The organism is Zoogloea sp. LCSB751 (assembly GCF_002028455.1).
Taxonomy (GTDB): Bacteria; Pseudomonadota; Gammaproteobacteria; order Burkholderiales; family Rhodocyclaceae; genus Zoogloea.
In genome coordinates, this window is record NZ_MWUM01000001.1 from 489654 (window position 1) to 508117 (window position 18464).

Consider the following 18464-nt stretch of genomic DNA (forward strand, 5'->3'; position numbering starts at 1 on the left):
CGTTGAGGAGTTGCTGCGCCGATGGCCCTGGTCGTTTCCGTTTCCCTGTTGCTGGTCGTGCTGACGACCGTGGTCCACTACGAAGTGCTGCGCGGCCTCAGTCTGTGGCTGCCTGAGCTGGCCATCCGCCCGCGGGCCAAGCTGATCGTCGTCATCCTCGGCACCTTCATCGCCCATCTCGTCGAGATCACGCTGTACGCCTTCGTGGTGTTTGCGCTGGTGCGTTATGCACAGCTTGGGTCGGTGGGTGACGTGGACCGCTTTTCGTTTGCGGTGTCCCTGTATTTCTCGGCCGAGACCTTCACGTCCCTCGGCTACGGCGACGTGGTGCCGGGCGGCGCCGTGCGTTTGCTGGCGGGTACCGAGGCCCTCAACGGCCTGCTGCTGATCGGCTGGTCGGCGTCCTACGCGTACATCGCGATGGAGCGTTTCTGGCGCGACGGCCTGGGCGACGGAATCTGACGGAGGGTCGCGAGCGTGCGCATTCTGGTGGTTGAAGACGACAAGACCCTGGCTGCCGGCCTCGTCGAAGGCCTGGAACGGGAGGGTTTCATGGTGGACCGGCTGGAGGCCGCCGAGCCGGCCGAGGCGGTGTTGCAGCATACCGCCTACGATCTGGCGATCGTGGATATCGGTCTGCCGGGGATGGACGGGCTGGAACTGATCCGCCGGGTGCGCCGCCGCAACGTGTTGACCCCCATCCTGATCCTGACCGCCCGCGATGGCCTGGACGACCGGGTGGTCGGCCTGGACGTGGGCGGCGACGATTACCTGGTCAAGCCCTTCCTGCTGCCCGAGCTGCTGGCGCGCATCCGGGCGCTGATCCGGCGCAGCCGGGCGGCGGCCAGCATGATGCTGAGCGTCGGCCCGCTGGCGCTCGACGTGCAGCGGCGCAGCGCGACGCTGGCCGGTGCCGGGCTGGAGCTGACCGGGCGGGAGTGGGATGTGCTCGAGCAGCTGGCCCTGGCGGCGCCCAAGGTGGTCGCCAAGCAGAAGCTGACCGACAGTCTCAGCCAGTGGGACAAGGAGATCACCCCCAATGCGGTGGAGATCTACGTGTCGCGCCTGCGCAGCAAGCTGGCTAGCAGCGGGGTTGGCATCCGCACCGTGCGCGGTATCGGCTACCGCATCGAAGCGGGTGAGGCGGGAGAGGGCGATGCCGCGCCTAGGTGAGGCCCGCGCGCTGCGCAACCGGCTGCTGATGGTCATTTCCTGGCCGCTGCTGATCCTGCTGGCGGCCAGCATGGTGGCCGATTACCGCGCGGCGCTCAGTATTGCCGACGAGGCCTACGACAACGCGCTCACAGGAACGGTGGTGGCCCTGGTCACGCGCCTGGAGCGCGACGACGACGACAAGGACATCGAGGTGGACATTCCGCCGGCGGCTGACGAGATCCTGCGTTCCGATGCCCTCGACAAGGTCCAGTACGTGGTGTTCGATAACCGCGAGAAGGTCATTGCCGGCGATGCCGAACTGCTGCAGCTGCCGCGGCCGGAGGTGGCGAACCGCAGCATCCTGCAGGACGCAACGGTGGGAAAACGTGCCGTGCGGACCGCCAGTTACCGCTATGAAAGTCCTCGCATGACAGCGACGGTCATCGTCGCCGAAACCACCCTCAAGCGCCGGCGTGCCGCCAACCGCATCCTGGCGACGATCTTCTGGCCGAACCTGCTGCTGATCGCCGCGGCACTGCTGCTGGTGTATTTCGGAGTGCGTTACGCACTGAAGCCGCTGGACGTCCTCGGGCGGCACATCGCAGCACGGGGACCGAGCGATTTCAGCCCGATCGAGGAGACGGGCGTACCTGCCGAGGCCGGGCCGTTGGTGCGCGCCATCAACCGCCTGCTGCAGCATCTGGGGCGAGCAGGGCGGGCCCAACAGGCTTTCCTGTCGAACGCCGCCCATCAATTGCGAACGCCGCTGGCCGGCCTGCAGACTCAGCTGGAACTGGCCGTCGAAGTCCTCCCCGCCGAGGCCCGGCCGCGCATCGAGCGCCTACGCGAGTCCACCGGCCGCCTGGTGCATTTCACCAACCAGATGCTGGCCCTGGCCCGTTCTTCGTCGGAAGGCGCGCTGATCAGCGACTACCGCCCGGTGGATCTGGCCGCGCTGCTCGAGGATGCTGCGTCCGACCTGCTCGACGATGCCCTGGCCAAGCACATCGACCTGGGCTTCGAGACGGCACCGGCCTGGGTGCTGGGCTCCCGCTGGATGCTGCGGGAGGTGCTCGCCAATCTCATCGACAACGCCATCGCCTACACCCCGGCCGGTGGGCGGGTGACAGTGCGCTGCGGTCATCGTGAGGAGGAGGGCGTCTTCGTCGAGGTGGAGGACGATGGGCCGGGCATTCCGGAAAGTGAGCGGAGCCGGGTCTTCGAGCGTTTCTATCGGGGCGGCTCGGAAGGTGTGCCCGGCACGGGGCTGGGGCTCGCCATCGTCAAGGAAGTGGCCGACCGCCATGCTGCCGAGGTGCTCATCAATAGCGGTAGCCAGGGTACCGGGACGTGCGTGCGGGTCGTCTTTCCGCAGGCACCCGCCGCCACTCCGCCCACTGCGTAGGTCTGTGGGGCGGCAGGCTGCCTGACAATTCCCCCACGGATTGTCAGGCAATTGAAGGCTGCCGGCCGCTATGGTCCGCCGGGTCATCCAAAGTGGACCCGATGGTCATGCCCAGCACCTCCCAATCCCCCGTCATCGATTCTTCCAACGGCCTGCGCCGGCCGCGTTCCCTGGTCTTCCTGCACTGGGCGACGGCGCTGCTGATCGCGCTGGTGATCGGCATCGCCTTCGTGCGTGATGGGATCGAGGAAAAGGCCCTGCGCGCAACCCTCATGAACATCCATCGCAGCATCGGCCTCACTGTGGCGCTACTGGCAATGGCTCGTATCGTGGTGCGCCTGGCCCACCGGCCGCTGCCGCCGACCGCCGACATGTCGCCGCTGGCCCGCTTGGTGGCCGAATTGGCTCATCTCGCGCTCTACATGCTGCTGATGGCACTGCCGCTGATCGGCTGGGCGCTGTCCTGCGCCCATGGCAAGCCGGTGTCCTACTTTGGGCTGGTTACCCTGCCGACGATCGTCGAGGAGGACGAAGACCTTGCCGACGATCTGGCCGAATACCACGAGAACGCTGCCTGGCTGCTCATGGCCTTGGTCGGCGTGCATGCCGCCGCCGCGCTTTATCACCACTTCGTGCGCCGCGACAACGTGCTGCGCGCGATGTTGCCGGTTCGCCAGTCCTGAGCCTGCATTGATTCTTCCCATGGCGGCGTACGCGCCCGTCTTCATGGGCTACCCCGCTTTTTTATTCACCACAAGTACAAGGACAAACATGCATCCGATTCTTTCCGGGGGGAAAACCCGTCTGTCCACGATCCGGCATACAGCCAGCCTCCTGCTGGCCGCGGCCGGTTTCCTGGCCGCCGCGCCGGCCGCCCACGCGGTGCCGAGCTTCGCCCGCCAGACCGGGCAGGAATGCGCGGCCTGCCACATCGGCGCCTATGGCCCGCAACTGACGCCTTACGGTGTGAAGTTCAAGATCGGTGGCTATACCGACGCCGACGGCAAGGGCGGCAAGGTGCCGCTGTCCGGCATGGTGGTGGCATCCTTCACGCGCACCGCCAAGAACCAGGACCCGGCGCCGGACAAGTCCGGCCCCAACAACAACCATTCCTTCGATGAGGCTTCGGTGTTCCTGGCTGGCCGTCTGAGCGACAAGATCGGCGCCTTCGTGCAGGCCACCTACGACGGTATCGGCCAGCGCACGTCCATCGACCAGGCCGACGTGCGCTTTGCGCACACCACCGAGGTGGCCGGCAAGGAAACCGTCTTCGGCCTGTCGGTAAACAACAACCCCGGCGTGCAGGATCCGTTCAACAGCATGCCGGTGTGGAGCTTCCCCTACACCGCGTCCGCCGTGGGCTTCGGCCAGGGCGGTGCCGGTACGCTGATCAACGGTGGCCTCGAGCAGCGTGTCACCGGCGTGTCCGCCTACACCTTCTGGAACAACATGGTGTATGCCGAGCTGGGCACCTACCGTTCGCTGACCCCGACCATGCAGAGCCGCCTGGGTCTCGGCAAGGGCGAGGACATGGGCCGGCTCGGCGGCAACACCGCCTACTGGCGCCTGGCGGTGTTCCAGGACCTGAAGAAGCAGGCCTTCAACGCCGGCATCTTCGGCCTCAACACCTCGCTGCAGCCTGACCGCAGCACGCCGGGTTCCAACAAGTTCAACGACCTGGGCGTCGATGCGTCCTACCAGTTCCTCGGTACCCGCGAGCACGTGGCGACCGTCAATACCAGCTACATCCGTGAGCGCCAGACCCGCAACCAGCTCGTCGCCACCGAGGGCGCCGACAACCTGAAGGGACGCCTCAACGAGTTCAAGCTGAACGCGTCCTACCACTACATGCAGACCTGGGGCGCGACGGTTGGCCGCTTCGTGACCCACGGCACCGCTGACGCCACGTTGTACAGCGACGGCTTCGCCAACGGTTCGCCGAACACCTCCGGCTACATCCTGCAGGCCGACTGGACGCCGTGGGGCAAGGAGAACTCATGGGGCGCTCCGTGGGCCAATGTCCGCCTCGGCGCCCAATACACCATGTACAACAAGTACAACGGTGCCAAGACCAACTACGATGGCAACGGCCGCGACGCGAAGGACAACAACACGCTGTTCCTGTTCGCGTGGACCTCGTTCTGACGGAGTGACGTGATGAAAATGATTTCTCGCGCCGTCCTGCCATTGCTGCTGGCGGCTGCCGCCAGTTCCCTCAGTTTCCAGGCACGCGCTGCAGCTGACGTGGACAAGGGCAAGGACGTATTTGCCACCGAGTGCGCCGAGTGCCACAGCGCGCGCGAAGGCAAGAACAAGAAGGGCCCAAGCCTGTTCGGCGTGGTCGGCCGCAAGGCTGCCACGGTGGCCGAAGCCAGCTATTCCGACGCCCTCAAGGCCAGCGGCATCACGTGGACGCCGGACAAGATCGACGCTTACGTGACGGCGCCGAAGAAGCTCGTGCCCGGCGGCAAGATGAAATACGACGGACTGGCGAGCGCGGCCGAAAGAGCCGAGCTGCTGGCCTATCTGGCGACCTTGAAGTGATTTGCGTCGGCCGGCCCGGTGGGGGGCCGGTCCGGTCGATGTGAAAGTGGGAAGGGCTTGCCGAGGCAAGCCCTTCTTGCGTTTACGCCGTACGCTGGGCGTTGCGCTCGATCCGTTGCTGGCGCATCAGGGCCACCAGCAGCGCCATGCCGGCAGCCATCACCCAGGCGGCGACGATCAGCGCGCCCTTGTAGCTGCCGGTTACCGTGGCGATGTAGCCGGCCATCGCCGGGGCGACCACCTGGGCGACGCCGTAGCTGAGGGTCAGGCGCGCCATCGCCTTGGCTGGGTTGGCCGGGAAGCAGCGGCCGATGATCGACAGGGTCAGGCTGACGATGCCGACGAAGGTGCCGCCGTAAAGCATGGCGCTGGCCAGGTTGGCGGCGGTGCCGTCACTGAAGGCCGGCAGCAGGATGGACACGATCTGCAGGGCGTAGGCGAGCAGCAGCGCCGGGATCTGCCCGCAGGCGGTGGCGATGCGGTCCCACAGGAAACAGGAGGGCGCCGCCGCCAGGCCGACGATGACCCACACCCAGCCGCCCTTGCCGGCCAGTAGCGGCAGCTTCTCGACGATGGCGATGATGAAGGTGGCGCTGATCACGTAGCCGAAGCCGGCACAGAAGTAGGAGGCGATGAAGAGCCCCATCCAGCGCCGCGACGGTGCCGCCGGCAACTGGGCGGTGGCCTGGGCGCTGACCGGCGCGGGGGCAGGCAGCCAGAACCAGGCCGGCACGAAGAACAGCACGCCGAGCAGGCCGAGGCCCAGCCACTGGCCGTCCCACGCCAGGTGGCCGACCATGCCGGCGACCGCCAGCCCGGACACGATGATGCCCAGCCCGATGCCGGCGAAGTGCAGGCCCAGCTCCGGTCGGTGGCCGTGGCGGATCAGCCAGTTGAGCACCAGGCCGGAGGCGATCAGCAGGCCGGCGGTGCTCGACAGGCCGGCCACGAAGCGTAGCGCGACCCACAACGTCACGTCCTGGGTGACGCCCATCGCGGCGGTGCTGACCACCGCCACCACCAGGCCGATGCGGTACAGCCTGAACTTGCGGCCGAGGTCGCTGATCGTCGCCGCCACCAGTGCGCCGGTGATATAGCCGACGTAGTTGAAGGTCGCCAGCCAGCCGCCGTCCATGGCGCTGAGGCCGGCCTCGCCGCGCATGATCGGCAAGAGCGGGGTGTAGGCGAAGCGGGCCAGGCCGACGGTGAGGATCAGGGCGCAGATGCCGGCGAAGATCACCCGATAGCGATCGGCCGCGCTGCTGGCGGGAAGGGCGGTTGTTGCGGCGTGCATGCTGTTCTCTCTTTTACGGGTTGTTATGGCCTTGATCTTAGGACGTGCAGGAATGTCAGACTTTCGATAGGATGACTTTCGTTGTCGATGAACTGACACGAGGCTGATCCCTTGCATTGGATGGAGCACGCATGGACCTGGAAGAAGACTGGACGCTGGTTGAGGTGCCGGACATGGACGAACTCCTGGGGCCGGTCTTCCAGCGCTTCGAGACCCTGCCGGCGCGCCACATCTTTCCGCCCCACGTGCACCGCTGGAACCAGTTCGTCTACGCCACTGCCGGCACGCTGGTGGTGATGGTCGAAAAATCCCGCTACGTGATCACGCCGGAGCAGGCGATCTGGGTGCCCACCGGCGTGCGGCACACCACCGGTGCCCTGCACGGCGCAGAGTTCCGCAACCTTTATGTCGCCGACGCGCCCGACCTCGGCATGCCGGGAACATGTTCAGTGCTGGCGGTGTCTCCTCTACTGAGGGCGCTGATCGTCGAATTGGCGGAGATCGGTGGGCGCAGCGAGAGCGCCGGCTACATCGCCCGCGTGCATGGGCTGATCCTCGACCAGCTGCGCCGCCTGCCGGTCCAGGATTTCCAGCTGCCGTGGCCGACCAGCCCGATGTTGCGCAAGCTCTGCGAGGCCCTTTATGCGAATCCCGCCGATCCGCGCGGTGCCGAGGACTGGGGGGCCGCGCTGGGGGCGTCGACGCGTACCCTGGCGCGGCGTTTCGAGAAGGAACTGGGCCTGGGGTTGCGCGAATGGCGGCATCGCCTGCGTCTGTTCCGTGCCGTCGAATGGCTGGGCGCAGGGAGAGGCGTAACCGACATCGCGCTGGAACTGGGCTACAGTTCTCCATCGGCTTTTACCTACATGTTCCGCCAGGAGATGGGCTGCAGTCCGACGGAATACCGGGGGCTGCGGGCGCGCCCCTTCACTGCCAACGAGGTGATTTCATGACCATCAATGCAGATCTCCACCATGTGATCTACGCCCTCTCCGACGCCCTCGACCTGGTCGGCGTGGACGACGTGGCCCACGGCAAGCGGGTCGGCATCATGGCTGCCGAGTGCGCCCGCTGCGAAGGCCTGACGGAAGGCGAGGCCGCCTTTCTGTTCGACCTCGGCATGCTGCACGACATCGGCGTGTCGTCCACCAATACCCACAGCCACCTGGTGGCGGAGTTCGACTGGGAAGGCTCCCAGGTCCATTGCGAGGTGGGCTCCGCGCTGCTTGGCAGCTTTGCACCGCTGGCGCCGATGGCCCTGCCAGTGCGCTATCACCATACCCGTTGGGATGCGCTGCCCGCCGGCCTGCCGCCCGAGGTGGTGCGCCAGGCCAACCGGATCTATCTGGTGGACCGGGTCGATTCGCTGGCCGCGCCGTACTATGCGGACAACAGCCTGCTGCTGAATACCGAGGTCATCCGCACCCGTATCGCCGAGCACGCGGGCAGTTATTTCGCGCCGGATCTGGTGGAGGTGTTCATGACGGCCTCGCGTACCGAGGCCTTCTGGCTGATGCTGGAGCCCCGCTCGATCCAGGCCTGCCTGGTGGACCAGCTGGCGCGGGGCGAGCCCTTTCCGGCGGCGATGGACGATCTGCGCCGCCTGGCCTGCATCTTTGCGCGCATCGTCGATGCCAAGAGCCCCTTCACCGCCGAACACTCCCTGGGCGTGGCGCGGCTGGCCCGCTTCCTGGCCGAGCGCATGGATGTGCCGGCGGCGAACTGCGACAAGCTGGAGATCGCCGGCCTGCTGCACGATCTGGGCAAGCTGCGGGTGCCCGACGAGATCCTCGACAAGCCGGGCCGCCTCGACAGCCGCGAGCGCCGCATCATCAACACCCACAGCTTCGAGACCTTCCAGATCCTGCGCAACATCGAGGGTTTCGAGGACATCGCCCGCTGGGCGGCCTACCACCACGAGGAGCCGGATGGCTCCGGCTATCCCTTCCACCTGAAGGGCACTACCCTGTCCCTGGAGGCGCGCATCCTGCGCGTGGCCGACATCTTCCAGGCGATGGTGCAGCACCGTCCCTACCGCCAGGGCCTGGCGGCGGACGAGGTGGCGGCCTTCATCCGCCAGCTGGCCGAGCAGGGGCGGGTGGATGCCAGGGTGACCGGTGTGCTGCTGGCCGACGTCGAGCAGGCCATGAAGATCGCCCGGCCGGCCTTCCCGCCGCTGCCATCCGGCAGCCCGGCGGTGGACGCCGCGTTGCCCGTGCCCTGAGCGGCCGGGCCGGCATCCGGGGTCAGCCGTGGTGGTGGTCGGAAGACAGGCGGGACATCACGTAGCGGGACATGCCGATGGCCAGCTCCCGTTCGCTGACGAAAACCTCGCCGAGCTTTTCCCGGCGCAGCAGGCTGGCGCCATCCTCGCTGTCGGCGCGCAGCACGGCGATGATGTCCGGGTTCAACTTGCGGGCGATATCCACCATCTTCCTGCAGGCCAGCGGGTCCGGGATGGCCACCACCAGCATCGCTGCGCGGGTGATGTGGGACTGGACCAGCACGATGGGGTCGGACGCATCGCCGCTGACTGCCGCCTTGCCGGATTTGCGCAGGGCCTCCACCACTTCCCGGTTGCTGTCCGCCACCACGTAGGGAATGCGCCGTTTGTCCAGGTCGGCGGCGATGTGGCGGCCGACCCGCCCGTAGCCGACCAACACCACCTGGTTGGAGAGTAGCTTGCGGTCGGTGGTCATCGGTAGCGCGGCCAGCGGATCGTCGCGCAGGTCGAGCTTGCGCGCCCATGCCGAGCGGGCCCGTGCCCAGGCCTGGGCCGGCTCGATGGCGGCAAAGAGCACCGAGTTGAGGGCGATGGAGATCAGCGCCCCGGCGAGGATCAGGTTCTGCCCCTCCATCGTCAGCAGGCCGAGGCTCAGCCCGAGGCCGGCGAGGATGAACGAGAACTCGCCGATCTGGGCCAGGCTGGCACCCACCGTCAATGCCGTGTTGAGGGGATAGCGGAAGCCCAGCACCAGCGCGATTGCCGCCAGCGTCTTGCCGAACAGGACGATGGACACCACGCCGAGTACCTTGAAGGGGGCGTCGATCAGCACCTGCGGATCGAAGAGCATGCCCACCGATACGAAGAACAGCACCGAGAAGGCGTCGCGCAGCGGCAGGGAGTCCTCTGCGGCCCGGTGGCTGAACTCGGACTTGCGCATCATCATGCCGGCGAAGAAGGCGCCCAGCGCGAAGGACACGTCGAACAGGATCGCCGACGCGTAGGCCACGCCCACCGCCGCGGCGATCACACAGAGGGTGAACAGCTCCCGCGAGCCGGTGCGTGCCACCAGCCACAACAGTCGCGGAAAGGCCCGTGCGCCGACCACCAGCATCAGCGCGATGAAGGCCGACACCTTGGCCAGCGTCACACCGACGGTCAGCGCCAGCGCCGAGAAATCGGCCGCCGGAGCGGCCCCCTTGGCGCCGAGCAGCGGGGCCAGCGCCGGCAGCAGCACCAATACCAGCACCATGGCCAGATCCTCGACCACCAGCCAGCCGACCGCGATGCGTCCGTTGGTGGAATCGAGAATGCCCTTGGCTTCCAGCGCCCGCAGCAGCACCACCGTGCTGGCCACCGACAGGGCCAGCCCGAACACCACCGATTCGCCCACCGGCCAGCCCCACAACAGGGCCATCGCCGCACCGAGGCCGGTGGCCACGGCGATCTGCACCACTGCACCGGGTACCGCGATCTTGCGCACTGCCAGCAGGTCGTCGATGGAGAAATGCAGGCCGACGCCGAACATCAGCAGCATCACGCCGATTTCGGCCAGCTGGCCGGCCAGTGGAAGGTCGGCGACGAAGCCGGGCGTGCCGGGGCCGATGGCCACGCCGGCGAGCAGGTAGCCAACCAGCGGCGGCATGCGCAGGCGGGTGGCCACCAGGCCGAGGACCATCGCCAGGCCGAGGCCGGCTGCGATGAGGGCGATCAGGGAAACGTTGTGAGGCATCGGCAATCGTCGGGGGTCGGGGCGCCGGGCGGGGCGCGATCAAAGGGCATGTTAAGGATTCGACGCTGCACCGGCAGTGCAGTTCGATGATTCGAAAAACTTATTGCTGCAGCGTGTCAGAACGCGCCGATTGCCAGTGCGGTGGCGAAGGCGGCTCCGAGTTCCTCGCCTTTGGCGAGTTCTTCGGCGGGAACGTGCTTGGGCGCCAGGATGTCTTCCGGCGTCTGGGCGTGGGTACACACGATCAGCGGTGGGGCGATGTCGCGCAGGCGCCAGCCGGTGGCGATGCGGGCGATCTGGCGGGCAGCGTTGCTGCCGTCGCTACCCGCGCATATTACCGCGGCGTAGGGGCGGCCGTTGATGCGGTCGAGGGCGCCATAGTAGCTGCGGTCGAAGAAGTCCTTCATCAACCCGGCAATGGCGGCCAGATTCTCCGGCGTGGCGAAGACGTAGCCGTCGGCGCCCAGCAGGTCGTCGGGGCCGGCCTCGGGGGCGTGCAGCAGGCGCACCGCCACGTCCGGCTCGCAGCTGGCGCCGCGGGCGACGGCGTGGATCATCTGCTCGGTGGCGCCGGTCCACGAGTGATAGACGAGCAGCAGGGTCTTGCGGGCGGTGGCGGTCATCGTCGAAAGGCATCGGGAGGCCCTTCGAGACTAGGCGGGCGCGGTGTTTCGGTCAATGCTGCCGGTCGAGCTCGTGTGGCTCAATCCCACATCGCGCGCATCCGCGCCGCCAGGTCCACCGCCGCTTGGCGGGTTTCGGCCCTGGCTGGCGTATCCGGCGTGGCCTCGGGCCAGGTGCAGTTCTCGAAGCGGTCGAGCAGGCGGTTGGGGATGAAGCGCGTGCGGCTGGCGTACACGTGGCGGTCGCCGGTGGCGGACTGGCCGCTGACGTAGAAACGCTGCGGCACGTAGAGGTCGAGATGGTCCTTGGCGCGGGTCATTGCCACGTAGAGCAGGCGCATCTCCTCCTCGATCTCCCGCTCGCTGCCGGTGGCCAGGTCGGACGGCAGGCAGCCGTCCACCGCGTTGAGCAGGGACACCGCCGGCCATTCGCGGCCCTTCGCCGAGTGGATGGTAGACAAGATCAGGTAGTCCTCGTCGAGCAGCGGCTTGCCGGATTCGTCGCTGGTGGCGTCCGGCGGGTCGAGGGTCAGCTCGGTGAGGAAGCGTTCCTGGCTCGGGTAGGTGGCGGCGATGCGCGCCAGTTGCTGGATGTCGGCCTGGCGCACGGCGGCGTCCTCGAACAGGCGCTCCATCTGGCCTTCGTACCACAGGGCCAGCTTCTCGACGGGGAGCGGCCAGGTGCCAGCTTCGCCCAGTCCTTCCACCAGCGTGGCGAACGCCTGCCAGTGCTGGCGGGCGCCGTCGGGCACCGGTTGCTCGCCGAGCAGCAGGCAGCCCGGCGGGGCGGCCTGCAGGTTGTCGAGGATGCGCCCGGCGGATTTCGGTCCGAGGCCGGGCAGCAGCTGGATGGCACGGAAGCCGGACACCCGGTCGCGGGGGTTCTGCGCCCAGCGCAGGATGGCCAGCACGTCCTTGACGTGGGCGGCTTCGAGGAATTTGAGCCCGCCGAACTTCACGAAGGGGATGTTGCGGCGGGTCAGCTCGATCTCCAGGCGCACGCTGTGGTGGGCGGCGCGGAACAGCACCGCCTGGGCCTTGAGCCGGAGGCCGCCTTCCCGGCGGGCGAGGATGCGCTCGACGACGCCAGCGGCCTGGTCGGCCTCGTCGCGGACGCTGATCAGGCGCGGCTTCTCGGCGGAGGGGCGCTCGCTCCACAGGTCCTTGCAGAAGCGCTCTTTGGCCTGGCCGATGACGCCGTTGGCGGCGGCCAGGATGGGCTGCGTCGAACGGTAGTTGCGGTCCAGCGTGAGCTGGCGGGCCGGCGGATCGAAGTGGCCAGGGAAATCGAGGATGTTGCGGATCGTCGCGCCGCGGAAGCTGTAGATGGACTGGGCGTCGTCGCCGACCACCGTGAGGCCGCGGCCGTCGGGCTTGAGGGCGAGCAGGATCTCGGCCTGCAGGCGGTTGGTGTCCTGGTATTCGTCCACCAGCACGTGGCTGAAGCGCCCGCCGACGTCGGCGGCCAGTTCCGGCACGCCGACCATCTGGGCCCAGTAGAGCAGCAGGTCGTCGTAGTCGAGCACCTGCTGGGCCTGCTTGGCGGCCACGTAGGCGCGGAACAGGGCCTTCAGTTCAGTCGCCCACTCGGCGCACCAAGGGAAGGAGGACAACAGCACGTCGGTCAGCGGCGCGCGGGTATTCACCACCGCCGAGTAGATGGACAGGCAGGTGCCTTTCAGCGGGAAGCGCTTGCCCTTGGTCGACAGCCCCAGCTCGTGGCGGACCAGGTTCATTAAGTCGGCCGAGTCCTCCCGGTCGTGGATCGTGAACGCCGCGTCGAGGCCGATGGCGCCGGCGTATTCGCGCAGCAGCCGCGCGCCGACGCTGTGGAAGGTGCCGGCCCAGGGGAAACCCGTGGCGGCCAGCTGGGCGTGGCGCGGCGACACCTGTGCGGCGATGCGCTGCACGCGCCGGGCCAGCTCGTCGGCGGCGCGGCGGGAAAACGTGAGCAGCAGGATGCGGCTGGGGTCGGCGCCGTGGGCCAGCAGATGGGCGACCCGGTGGGCCAGGGTGTTGGTCTTGCCCGATCCGGCACCGGCGATGACCAGCAGCGGGCCGTCGCCGTCGGGCGTGCCGACGCCGTGGGTGGCGGCCTGACGCTGCACCTCATTGAGCTTTGACAGGTAGGCGGGGATGGCGGTGTCGGTCACGCCGCTCATCGGGGGGCGCTCCCTGCGGCCGATCTACGGGCGGCGGCAGTGGCTGACGAAGGGAGGGCGTTGTGGTACGGGGAAGGGATGTGGTGCAAGGGCATGGTGGTCTCGCTTTGGCTGTAATTGTATACAGCTTGGTAAGGGCCGCAAGCGCTGGGGAAAGGGGAGGGGGCCTGCCCGGGCCTGCTACCATCCACCCATGAGCCTCTACCAGAATCTCGCCGAACAGACCGCCCGCCTGATCGCCGACGGCGTGCTGCGTCCCGGCGACCGCCTGCCGTCGGTGCGCCAGGCCTGCAAAAGCAACGGCATCGCGCCGGTGACGGTGACCCAGGCCTACGCGCTGCTGGAGAGCCGCGGCCTCGTCGAGGCGCGCCCCAAGTCGGGCTATTTCGTGCGGGCGCGCCTGGGCCAGCGCCTGGCCGAGCCGGAGATGACTCACCCGGTCGGCCACTCGACGGCGCTGGAGGTCAGCGACTTCATCTTCCAGATCCTCGACAGCGTCAAGGACCCGGCGGTGGTGCCCCTCGGCTCCAGTTTCCCCAGCCCCTACCTCTTTCCCCTCGACAAGCTGGGGCGCTGCCTGGCTGCTGCTGCGCGTCACCTGGACCCGCTGGCCACCGTCACCGACCTGCCGCCGGGCAACGACGAGCTGCGCCGCCAGCTGGCCCTGCGCTACCTGGCCCACGGCGCGTCGGTGGCGCCGCAGGAGATCGTCATCACCTCCGGCGCGATGGAAGGGCTGAACCTGTGCCTGCAGGCGGTGACGCGGCCGGGCGACCTGATCGCCATCGAGTCGCCGACCTTCTACGCCGGCCTGCAGGCCGCCGAGCGGCTGGGCCTGAAGGTCATCGAGATCCCCAGCCACCCGCGCGAGGGCGTCAGCCTGCCGGCGCTGGAGGACGCGCTGCGCCATCATCCGGTGAAGGCCTGCCTGTTCATGCTCAACTACGCCAACCCCACTGGCGCGCGGGTGCCGGACGAGCGGCGGCAGGCGCTGGTGGAGCTGCTCGACCGCCACGATGTGCCGCTGATCGAGGACGACGTGTATGCCGAGCTGCACTTCGGCGCCGCGGCGCCGCTGTGCACCAAGGCGGTGGATCCGAACGGGCGCGTCATGCACGTGTCGTCCTTCTCCAAGTGCCTGGCGCCGGGCTACCGCATCGGCTGGGTGGCGGCGGGGCGCTACGCGGCGGCGATCCAGCGCCAGAAGCTGTCCCTGAGCCTGGCGACGACGGTGCCGGTGCAGATCGCGCTGGCCGACTACCTGAAGCACGGCGGCTACGAGAAGCACCTGCGCCAGTTGCGCGGCACGCTGGCGGCCCAGGAGGCGGCGCTGGTGGCCGCCATCGAAACCCACTTTCCTGCGGATACGCGCTTGGCGCGGCCCCAGGGCGGCTACTTCCTGTGGCTCGAATTGCCGCGCGGCACCGATGCCCTCGCGCTGCACCGCCGGGCGCTGGAGCAGGGCATCAGCATCGCGCCGGGGCCGATCTTCTCGGCCAAGCGCGAGTTCGGCCACTGCATCCGTCTCAACTTCGGCCATCCCCTCGGAGAGCGCGGGCGGGCTGCGGTCGCCACGCTGGGGGCGCTCCTGTAGCACCTCAAGTTCTGTGCCTATAGAAAACACGACAGGCTGAATCTGTTTCCATCCGGCCCCGGGTGATTTACTCCCGGTCCAGGAGGAATACCCAGATGAACAAGCCTGTCAGCAAGGTCCGCGAAGCCAAACTGGAGTTGTACCGCAAGAAGGGAAAGATCCACGCCCGCGAGGTGCGCGGCCGATTCAACACGATCCGCTGGGCGATGGTGTGGTTCACCCAGCTGGTCTTCTACGGGGCCTGCTGGCTCCAGTGGGGCGGCCGCCAGGCCGTGCTGTTCGACATTCCCCACGAGAAGTTCTACCTCTTCGGCCTGGTGCTGTGGCCGCAGGATGCGCTGCTCCTGGCCATCATGCTGATCCTCGCCGCTACCGGCCTGTTCCTCGTCACCGCGCTGGCCGGGCGGCTGTTCTGCGGCTTCGCCTGTCCGCAGACGGTCTATACGGAAATCTTCATGTGGATCGAGGCGAAGGTGGAAGGCGACCACCTGGCCCGCCTGAAACTCGACCAGGCCCCGCCGAGCCTCGGCAAGCTGGCCCGGCGCGGTACCAAGTACGCGCTGTGGGGGCTGGTGGCGGCGTGGACGGCGATCAGCTTCGTCGGCTACTTCACGCCGATCCGCGAGCTGCTGCCGGCGCTGGTGGGCTGGAACGTCGGCCCGTGGGAAGGCTTCTGGCTGATCTTCTACGGTTTGTTCACCTACGTGCAGGCCGGTTTCGCCCGTGAAGCGGTGTGCCAGCACATGTGCCCGTACTCCCGCTTCCAGGGCGTGATGTTCGACAGCACCACCCGCACCGTCAGCTACGACGTGGCCCGCGGCGAGCCGCGCAAGGGCGCGGCCGCGTTGAAGGCGGCGGGGCAGGGCGCCGGGCAAGGCGTAACGCAAGGCAAGGGCGACTGCATCGACTGCGGCATCTGCGTGCAGGTCTGCCCGACCGGCATCGACATCCGTGACGGCCTGCAATACCAGTGCATCAACTGCGGCCTGTGCGTGGATGCCTGCGATGACGTGATGGCCAAGGTCGCCAAGCCCGTCGGTCTGATCCGCTTCGCGTCGGAACAGGAGCTGGCCGGCCAGCCAACCCGCAGCGGGCGGCCGCGGCTGGCGGTGTATGGCGGGTTGATCGGGGTCTTCGTGGCCCTCGGCGCGTGGACCCTCAGCGAGCGTTCGCTGCTGCTGGTGGACGTGCTGCGCGACCGGGGCAGCCTGTCGCGGGAGACCGCCGAAGGGCTCATCGAGAACGCCTACACCCTCAAGCTGATGAACCTGGCCGAAGAGGATCGCGACTTCGACGTGGCGGTGAGCGGCCTGCCCGGCATCCAGCTGGTCGGCGCGACCCACTTCAGCGGCGAGGCCGGCGGCATCCGCGAAGTCCATGTGACCGTTGCCGCGCCGCCCGACGCCGCCAAATCCGGCGCCAGCCCGATCGCCTTCCTGATCAAGGCCCGCCAGGACCCCGACATCCAGGTCAGCGAGAAGAGCACCTTCGTGCTGCCCTGAGCCACCGCCCGAGAACAGACCATGTACCGCTACAACGAAACCGACCAGCGCCTGGTGGACGACCGGGTCGTCCAGTTCCGCGACCAGATGGCGCGCTTCCTCGACGGGCGCCTGGCGGAGGACGAGTTCCGCCCGCTGCGCTTGCAGAACGGCCTCTACATCCAGCGCCACGCGCCGATGCTGCGGGTCGCCATCCCCTACGGCACCTTGGCGGCCTACCAGCTGCGCAAGCTGGCCGACATCGCGCGCCGCTACGACCGGGGCTATGGCCACTTCACGACGCGCAGCAACATCCAGTTCAACTGGGTGCGCCTGGAGGAGACGCCGGACATCCTGGCCGAACTGGCTGCCGTACAGATGCACGCGATCCAGACGTCCGGCAACTGCATCCGCAACATCACCACCGACCAGTTCGCCGGCGTGGCCGCCGACGAACTGTTTGACCCGCGCCCCTACTGCGAGATCGTCCGCCAGTGGTCCACGCTGGCGCCGGAATTCCTGTTCCTGCCGCGCAAGTTCAAGATCGCCATTGCCGGCGGCGAGGAGGACCGGGCGGCGGTGCGCTTCCACGACATCGGCGCCCGTGCGCGGGTGGCCGAGGACGGGCGGATCGGCTTCCAGGTCTTCGTCGGCGGCGGCCTCGGCCGCACGCCGATGGTCGGCCAGTGCCTCAAGGATTTCCTGCCGCGGGAGGAGCTGCTCAACTACTTCGAGGCCATCCTGCGGGTCTATAACCGCTACGGTCGCCGCGACAACAAGTACAAGGCGCGCATCAAAATCCTCGTCAAGGATCTGACGCTGGAGGGCTTCGGCCGGGAAGTGGAGGACGAGTGGGCGTGGAGCCGCGGTGGCCCCGGGGTGATCGCCGAGCAGACCTTCGACGACATGGCCGCCTTCTTCGCCCGTGCCGACCTGCCGCCCGCTGACGCGGCCGACCCGGTCTATGCGGCGGCGCTGGCGGGCAGCCGCGCCTTCGCCCGCTGGGTCGAGCGCAACGTGGCGGCGCATCGCGACCCCGGCCGCGCCATCGTCACCCTGTCCCTGAAGAAAGCCGGCTCGCCGCCGGGGGACGCCACCGCCGAGCAGATGGACGGCGTCGCCGAGCTGGCCGAGCGCTTCGGCGCCGGCGAGATCCGCGTCAGCCATGAACAGAACCTGGTGCTGCCCCACGTCGCTCGCCGCGACCTGCCGGCCCTGTGGGAAGGCGCACGGGCGCTGGGCCTGGCGACGCCCAACATCGGCCTGCTGACCGACGTGGTGTGCTGCCCGGGTGGGGACTTCTGTTCCCTCGCCAATGCGCGTTCGATCCCGGTGGCGGCGGCGGTCCAGCAGCGCTTCGAGGATCTGGACTATCAGTTCGACATCGGGCCGCTGGAGCTCAACATGTCCGGCTGCGTGAATGCCTGCGGCCACCACCACATCGGGCACATCGGCATCCTCGGCGTGGACAAGAACAACGAGGAGTATTACCAAGTGACGATTGGCGGCCGGGAGGGCACGCGGGCGGCCATCGGCAAGGTGATCGGCCCGGCCTTCGCGGCGCAGCAGATTCCCTACGTGATCCAGCGCCTGCTGGAGGTGTACCTGGCCCTGCGGCATGAGGGGGAACTCTTCATCGACGCGGTCGAGCGTCTCGGCCTGGAACCCTTCAAGACCCGCGTGTATGGAGGTGGAGCATGAGCGCCGCGATCCTCAAGCACGGCGAGATCGTCGCCGACCGCTGGCAGCCCATCGCCGCCGACGCCAGTGCGGCGCACATCGCCGACGCCATCGCCGCGGGCGGGCCGCTGCTGCTGCCCTTGCCGCTGTGGCTGGCGCACCGGGCGGAGCTCGAACCGCAGCGGGCCGGTGTGCTGCTGGTGGCGGAGGACGGGCTCGACGCGGTGCTGCCGTGGCTGGACGACATCCCGCTGATTGCGATCCACTTTCCGGTGTTCACCGACGGGCGCGGCTACTCCCTGGCCCGCTTGCTGCGTAACCGCCACGGCTATCGCGGCGAGCTGCGGGCGGTTGGCGATGTGCTGCGGGATCAGCTGTACTTCCTGCATCGCTGTGGCTTCGACGCCTTCGCGCTGCGCGCCGATCAGGCGGTGGAGGAGGCACGGGCGGCCTTCGCGGATTATTCCTGGGCGCCGCTCGGCGGACGTGGGTAAGGCCGGGGCTTGAGCCACAATGAGCGTGTTGAGTGAACACTGAGCCGGGGCGTCGCTCCGGCCGAACTGCCGAAGG

General features: G+C 68.1%; 16 protein-coding genes. 12 read left to right on the forward strand and 4 right to left on the reverse strand.

Going from position 1 to position 18464, the window contains the following annotated elements; translation table 11 throughout:
- Positions 1–21: 21 nt before the first annotated feature.
- The 6 genes from B4920_RS02325 to B4920_RS02350 all read left to right on the forward strand — a co-directional run bounded on the left by B4920_RS02325 (position 22) and on the right by B4920_RS02350 (position 5104).
- Positions 22–462 carry a potassium channel family protein gene (locus tag B4920_RS02325; RefSeq protein WP_079432978.1) on the forward strand — a complete coding sequence of 147 codons (441 nt, stop codon included), beginning with the start codon at positions 22–24 and terminating at the stop codon, positions 460–462.
- Between the two features lie 15 nt (positions 463–477).
- On the forward strand, positions 478–1173 hold the full coding sequence (locus B4920_RS02330) for a response regulator (protein ID WP_079432979.1): 696 nt from the start codon (positions 478–480) through the stop codon (positions 1171–1173).
- Positions 1157–2560, forward strand: coding sequence for a sensor histidine kinase (locus B4920_RS02335; RefSeq protein WP_079432980.1), 1404 nt, complete (start codon positions 1157–1159; stop codon positions 2558–2560). Before B4920_RS02330 ends, B4920_RS02335 begins: the two co-directional genes overlap by 17 nt.
- Before the next feature lie 107 nt (positions 2561–2667).
- Complete coding sequence (locus B4920_RS02340) at positions 2668–3243, forward strand: cytochrome b (protein WP_088179364.1); 576 nt, start codon at positions 2668–2670, stop codon at positions 3241–3243.
- Positions 3244–3331: 88 nt separating this feature from the next.
- Positions 3332–4705, forward strand: a complete 1374-nt coding sequence (locus B4920_RS02345; protein WP_079432982.1) for a cytochrome C — start codon at positions 3332–3334, stop codon at positions 4703–4705.
- A 12-nt stretch (positions 4706–4717) separates the two neighbouring features.
- Entirely contained in the window at positions 4718–5104 is a 387-nt protein-coding gene (locus B4920_RS02350; protein WP_079432983.1) for a cytochrome c family protein, read from the forward strand.
- A gap of 82 nt (positions 5105–5186) precedes the next feature.
- Here B4920_RS02350 and B4920_RS02355 read toward each other — a convergent pair whose 3' ends face one another.
- Positions 5187–6398 (reverse strand): YbfB/YjiJ family MFS transporter, encoded by a 1212-nt coding sequence (locus B4920_RS02355; protein ID WP_079432984.1) that lies wholly within the window; start codon positions 6396–6398, stop codon positions 5187–5189.
- Positions 6399–6529: 131 nt separating this feature from the next.
- On the opposite strand from B4920_RS02355, the gene B4920_RS02360 reads away from it, so the two are divergent.
- Both B4920_RS02360 and B4920_RS02365 read left to right on the forward strand, forming a co-directional pair.
- Complete coding sequence (locus B4920_RS02360; RefSeq protein WP_079432985.1) at positions 6530–7351, forward strand: helix-turn-helix domain-containing protein; 822 nt, start codon at positions 6530–6532, stop codon at positions 7349–7351.
- Positions 7348–8622, forward strand: coding sequence for an HD-GYP domain-containing protein (locus tag B4920_RS02365; RefSeq protein ID WP_079432986.1), 1275 nt, complete (start codon positions 7348–7350; stop codon positions 8620–8622). Before B4920_RS02360 ends, B4920_RS02365 begins: the two co-directional genes overlap by 4 nt.
- 22 nt (positions 8623–8644) lie before the next feature.
- Here B4920_RS02365 and B4920_RS02370 read toward each other — a convergent pair whose 3' ends face one another.
- From B4920_RS02370 to B4920_RS02380, 3 genes are all read right to left on the reverse strand, one after another.
- Positions 8645–10354 carry a cation:proton antiporter gene (locus B4920_RS02370; RefSeq protein WP_079432987.1) on the reverse strand — a complete coding sequence of 570 codons (1710 nt, stop codon included), beginning with the start codon at positions 10352–10354 and terminating at the stop codon, positions 8645–8647.
- 116 nt (positions 10355–10470) lie between these two features.
- Positions 10471–10977: a flavodoxin family protein gene (locus B4920_RS02375; protein WP_079432988.1), complete on the reverse strand. Its 507-nt coding sequence runs from the start codon at positions 10975–10977 to the stop codon at positions 10471–10473.
- Positions 10978–11057: 80 nt separating this feature from the next.
- Positions 11058–13139, reverse strand: a complete 2082-nt coding sequence (locus B4920_RS02380; RefSeq protein ID WP_079432989.1) for an ATP-dependent helicase — start codon at positions 13137–13139, stop codon at positions 11058–11060.
- Positions 13140–13332: 193 nt separating this feature from the next.
- On the opposite strand from B4920_RS02380, the gene B4920_RS02385 reads away from it, so the two are divergent.
- From B4920_RS02385 to B4920_RS02400, 4 genes are all read left to right on the forward strand, one after another.
- Positions 13333–14733 carry a PLP-dependent aminotransferase family protein gene (locus B4920_RS02385; RefSeq protein WP_079432990.1) on the forward strand — a complete coding sequence of 467 codons (1401 nt, stop codon included), beginning with the start codon at positions 13333–13335 and terminating at the stop codon, positions 14731–14733.
- 95 nt (positions 14734–14828) lie between these two features.
- Entirely contained in the window at positions 14829–16235 is a 1407-nt protein-coding gene (gene ccoG / locus B4920_RS02390) for a cytochrome c oxidase accessory protein CcoG (protein WP_079432991.1), read from the forward strand.
- A gap of 21 nt (positions 16236–16256) precedes the next feature.
- The gene (locus tag B4920_RS02395; protein ID WP_079432992.1) at positions 16257–17915 is read left to right on the forward strand and encodes a nitrite/sulfite reductase; all 1659 of its coding nucleotides are present in this window, start codon (positions 16257–16259) and stop codon (positions 17913–17915) included.
- The gene (locus B4920_RS02400) at positions 17912–18388 is read left to right on the forward strand and encodes a DUF934 domain-containing protein (protein WP_079432993.1); all 477 of its coding nucleotides are present in this window, start codon (positions 17912–17914) and stop codon (positions 18386–18388) included. The genes B4920_RS02395 and B4920_RS02400 overlap by 4 nt, the downstream gene beginning before the upstream one ends.
- The last annotated feature ends 76 nt before the right edge of the window (positions 18389–18464 follow it).

Bases quoted from the DNA above. Each gene is read 5' to 3' on its own strand.
- B4920_RS02325 (WP_079432978.1), top strand. From the start codon at position 22: ATGGCCCTGGTCGTTTCCGTTTCCCTGTTGCTGGTCGTGCTGACGACC.
- B4920_RS02335 (WP_079432980.1), top strand. From the start codon at position 1,157: ATGCCGCGCCTAGGTGAGGCCCGCGCGCTGCGCAACCGGCTGCTGATG.
- B4920_RS02340 (WP_088179364.1), top strand. From the start codon at position 2,668: ATGCCCAGCACCTCCCAATCCCCCGTCATCGATTCTTCCAACGGCCTG.
- B4920_RS02345 (WP_079432982.1), top strand. From the start codon at position 3,332: ATGCATCCGATTCTTTCCGGGGGGAAAACCCGTCTGTCCACGATCCGG.
- B4920_RS02350 (WP_079432983.1), top strand. From the start codon at position 4,718: ATGAAAATGATTTCTCGCGCCGTCCTGCCATTGCTGCTGGCGGCTGCC.
- B4920_RS02355 (WP_079432984.1), bottom strand. From the start codon at position 6,398: ATGCACGCCGCAACAACCGCCCTTCCCGCCAGCAGCGCGGCCGATCGC.
- B4920_RS02360 (WP_079432985.1), top strand. From the start codon at position 6,530: ATGGACCTGGAAGAAGACTGGACGCTGGTTGAGGTGCCGGACATGGAC.
- B4920_RS02365 (WP_079432986.1), top strand. From the start codon at position 7,348: ATGACCATCAATGCAGATCTCCACCATGTGATCTACGCCCTCTCCGAC.
- B4920_RS02370 (WP_079432987.1), bottom strand. From the start codon at position 10,354: ATGCCTCACAACGTTTCCCTGATCGCCCTCATCGCAGCCGGCCTCGGC.
- B4920_RS02375 (WP_079432988.1), bottom strand. From the start codon at position 10,977: ATGACCGCCACCGCCCGCAAGACCCTGCTGCTCGTCTATCACTCGTGG.
- B4920_RS02380 (WP_079432989.1), bottom strand. From the start codon at position 13,139: ATGAGCGGCGTGACCGACACCGCCATCCCCGCCTACCTGTCAAAGCTC.
- B4920_RS02385 (WP_079432990.1), top strand. From the start codon at position 13,333: ATGAGCCTCTACCAGAATCTCGCCGAACAGACCGCCCGCCTGATCGCC.
- ccoG (WP_079432991.1), top strand. From the start codon at position 14,829: ATGAACAAGCCTGTCAGCAAGGTCCGCGAAGCCAAACTGGAGTTGTAC.
- B4920_RS02395 (WP_079432992.1), top strand. From the start codon at position 16,257: ATGTACCGCTACAACGAAACCGACCAGCGCCTGGTGGACGACCGGGTC.
- B4920_RS02400 (WP_079432993.1), top strand. From the start codon at position 17,912: ATGAGCGCCGCGATCCTCAAGCACGGCGAGATCGTCGCCGACCGCTGG.